The 3,211-nt window shown below is 26.2% G+C and carries 4 protein-coding genes; all 4 read left to right on the plus strand.

The features are described 5' to 3' along the window. Nucleotides 1-230 (plus strand): 23S rRNA (pseudouridine(1915)-N(3))-methyltransferase RlmH (locus J7G74_RS11125; protein WP_297135283.1); only part of this gene is annotated, 230 nt, incomplete at its 5' end. 157 nt (nt 231-387) lie between these two features. After that, nucleotides 388-1,059, plus strand: a complete 672-nt coding sequence (locus J7G74_RS11130) for a hypothetical protein (RefSeq protein ID WP_297135285.1) — start codon at nt 388-390, stop codon at nt 1,057-1,059. 14 nt (nt 1,060-1,073) lie between these two features. Further along, on the plus strand, nt 1,074-2,009 hold the full coding sequence (locus J7G74_RS11135) for a hypothetical protein (RefSeq protein ID WP_297135287.1): 936 nt from the start codon (nt 1,074-1,076) through the stop codon (nt 2,007-2,009). An 11-nt stretch (nt 2,010-2,020) separates the two neighbouring features. Then, complete coding sequence (locus J7G74_RS11140) at nt 2,021-3,127, plus strand: hypothetical protein (protein ID WP_297135290.1); 1,107 nt, start codon at nt 2,021-2,023, stop codon at nt 3,125-3,127. Nucleotides 3,128-3,211 lie beyond the last annotated feature (84 nt).

Genomic DNA, 3,211 nt, shown 5'->3' on the forward strand with positions numbered 1-3,211 from the left:
CTTCTGAAGAGTTGGCAGATACAATAAATAAGTTAGGTGTTAGAGGGACAAGTCATATAGTATTTGTGATAGGTGGATCGCTGGGACTTTCTGATGAGGTGTTAAAGAGAGCTAATTATAAGTTATCTTTTTCTAAGATGACATTTCCCCACCAATTGATGAGATTGATACTATTGGAGCAGGTGTATAGAGCTTATAGAATAAATAACGGTGAACCGTATCACAAGTAACGGCGCGGGTTTTTTAATATATATTTTATTGAGTAAAAAAGCTATATCATTTTGATATAGCTTTTTGTATAATTTTGTATTTTCATGTTGTATATGGAGGTAAGCTGATATAATAAAAGTAATTATAGTTACTATGAATATAAAGGGGGGATAAGATGTGGCGAGCAATAGCTTATATTTTTTAAATTTCAAAACCGATAAAAAATACTCAACTGATGAAATTGTAAATAGACTATTAGATATTGATAATGACGATAGATTTATCATTAATGATACTACTGATACTATAGTGGATGGATACTATATAACATATGTAAACACTAAAGAACTTGTTTTTGATGAAGAAAATGAGCTATTAGAATCAAAAGTATTAAAGAAAAATATAATAATTCCTTTTTCAATAGATATATCTAGAGAAATTTTAGATATATGGGGAAAAAGGAATTATATAAGTAAGCTTTTAATACAACTAAATATATTATTTAACCATGAAATAAATATAGACCCTATAAATATAAATTTAAGAAATGTAGTCAAAAGATTAGATAAATCAACAATAAAAATAAGAACTATCAAAATTGATAATTACTTACTAGAAAAAGATATAATTGCGAATTGCATATTTGATTTAAAAAATCATAGTAATCCTTGCAAGGTTTTAAAAAAGTATTCAGAAAATCTAGTATATATAACTTTAAGTATATTAAATGATTTAGAAGATTCTTTTACCATAATGATATATAAAAGTGGAAGTGTAGTTGTTTATAAATACAGAGAAGACTTATCACAAGATGATATAGATATTATTCGTGAAATATGTTTAGATTAGGAGGAAATATATAAATGGGTGAGAAAGCAAAGAAAATAGGTGAAAAATTAGAGGGATTTGGAGAACGTTTATATGATAGGTTCGGATGGGATGAACTTACAAGAGACCAAGAAATAAAATGTACAAAATCAGCACATAAAAAAAAGCAAGAAACAAGAACTCATGGTGTTGATTTATACCATAAATATTACGATCCATATAGAGCAAAAAATGTAGGTGTTATAACAGAGTGTAAAAATTATGCGTGGGATTCAATTATACCATCTAAACTTCAAGAATGGTTTGATCAATTGCTTTGGACTATGGAGTGTGCTCAAATATCAAAAAACTTAATTGAATATAATCAAAAATGTGATACCAATAATACTGGAATACTTTTAGTTCATGCAAATGATGGAAAATATGATGAAACTAAATTTAGAGAATATCTGTCTAAATTAAGCTATAAAAGTAAGAAAAATACAACTAATATATTTGTTGCAAGTAACAGAGAGATAGAGCGATGGGATTCTATGTTTGAATATATAGAAAAGGAGTTTAAAAATGATGATTTTAAATTTTATTATCCAAGTATAATGGGTTCTCAACTAACTAGAAGAGATTATGTGACTATAGATCAATTATTTTCAACTTTTATATTTGGAGAGAATATAAAAGTTGAAGAGTTTAATCAAGGTGGACGAAGAGGGACATTGGAGACTACTCAAAGTATAGTTTTTTCATTTGATAAAATTTCTGAAAATGCATTTTGTTATCTTTGTAATATGTTCAAAGAATTACAGCTTGAGAGAGCTGATGAGTATATTTTTTGTTTTTACCCTGAGACAAAAGAAGATAGTGAATTTATAGATGAGAGATTTTTAAAATATGCACAGACACAATTTGAAGGTAAAAAAGTGCATGCAATAAAATTAGATAATAGAAGATTAAGTCCGGTAGATACGAAGTAGTAGGAGGGTATATGATAACAAAGTTTGCGAAAAATAGTGAAGTAAAAATGATAGTAGAAGAAAAACAAATAGCAACAACTCAATTTAAAAGATTTTTATCTAAAAAAGGGATTTTTTCATTAGTATCAGGTGCAGAAACTTTAGCTAATCAAACATACCAAATATTTCTAGGTAGTGCAGATATAGAATATTTACAAGATGTAATGCAAACATCTAATAGTTACCAAAAATCGTCAATGGTAGTTTTAAATCCAAATTCAGAGTATGAAAACTTAGATGAATTTATTGATGAAATTAGTGATAGTATACAAGAAAATAAATTAAGCGATTCAAAGTACAAGATAGAAAATATACATAAGGATGTAGATGGAAACTTAAATGTAAAGATGTCGTACACAAAGAGAATAAAAGGAAAGACAGAGCTAATAAAGAATAGAATAAAAGAAGTAGAAATTAAGATTATACCACTATCGGATGAAAAAAAATTAGCAATAGATATAAGACAAAATGATAACACTGATATCAAAGAAATAGAGTCATTTATTAAAGAAATAAATAGTGATGATGACAGTAGCTTATTTGAAGTTGAAAAAATAACATTAGATAAGTTAACTAGTGAAAATAAAATAAACTTATTTGATAAGCTTATAAAATCAAAATACAGTAAATGGACTTTAGAAGATATAAAAGGAATAGATGTACAAAGAAGTGATAAAAGTGATATAGATGATGATAATTTTGATGAAGATGACGATATTGTTTCTCAAGATGAATTAATAGGTATAAAAACAGCAGTATTCAAAGGAAGCAGTATAAGAGATACAGGTATAGTTAAAAAATTTGAAAAACAAGGTTTTTATTTTACATCTATGAGATTTATGTATACATTCAAAAAAACTGCGGAGAGTTTTATTATAGATATAAACTTTAAGGGAACTGATGATATAAAAATAGATATAGTTAAAAATTTTGAAAAAGATGAAAAAGATAAAGATTTAGTAGTAGTATTTCCAAAGTATCAACAAGAAGAAATAATATGTGAATTTCAATCTAATGTATATAAGATATATAAGAATTTGATAGATAGTCAACAGAAAAAGGCTATTGCTAAAGCGTAGTAAAAACTAATTTAAAATATATATTATAACTATGGTAAAGCTAGATGAGGTAAAAACACTTCATCTAGCTTATTTTATTTCAAA

It is taken from the genome of Terrisporobacter sp. (assembly GCF_017888745.1).
Lineage (GTDB): Bacteria > Bacillota > Clostridia > Peptostreptococcales > Peptostreptococcaceae > Terrisporobacter.

Bases quoted from the DNA above. Each gene is read 5' to 3' on its own strand.
- J7G74_RS11140 (WP_297135290.1), top strand. From the start codon at position 2,021: ATGATAACAAAGTTTGCGAAAAATAGTGAAGTAAAAATGATAGTAGAA.
- J7G74_RS11135 (WP_297135287.1), top strand. From the start codon at position 1,074: ATGGGTGAGAAAGCAAAGAAAATAGGTGAAAAATTAGAGGGATTTGGA.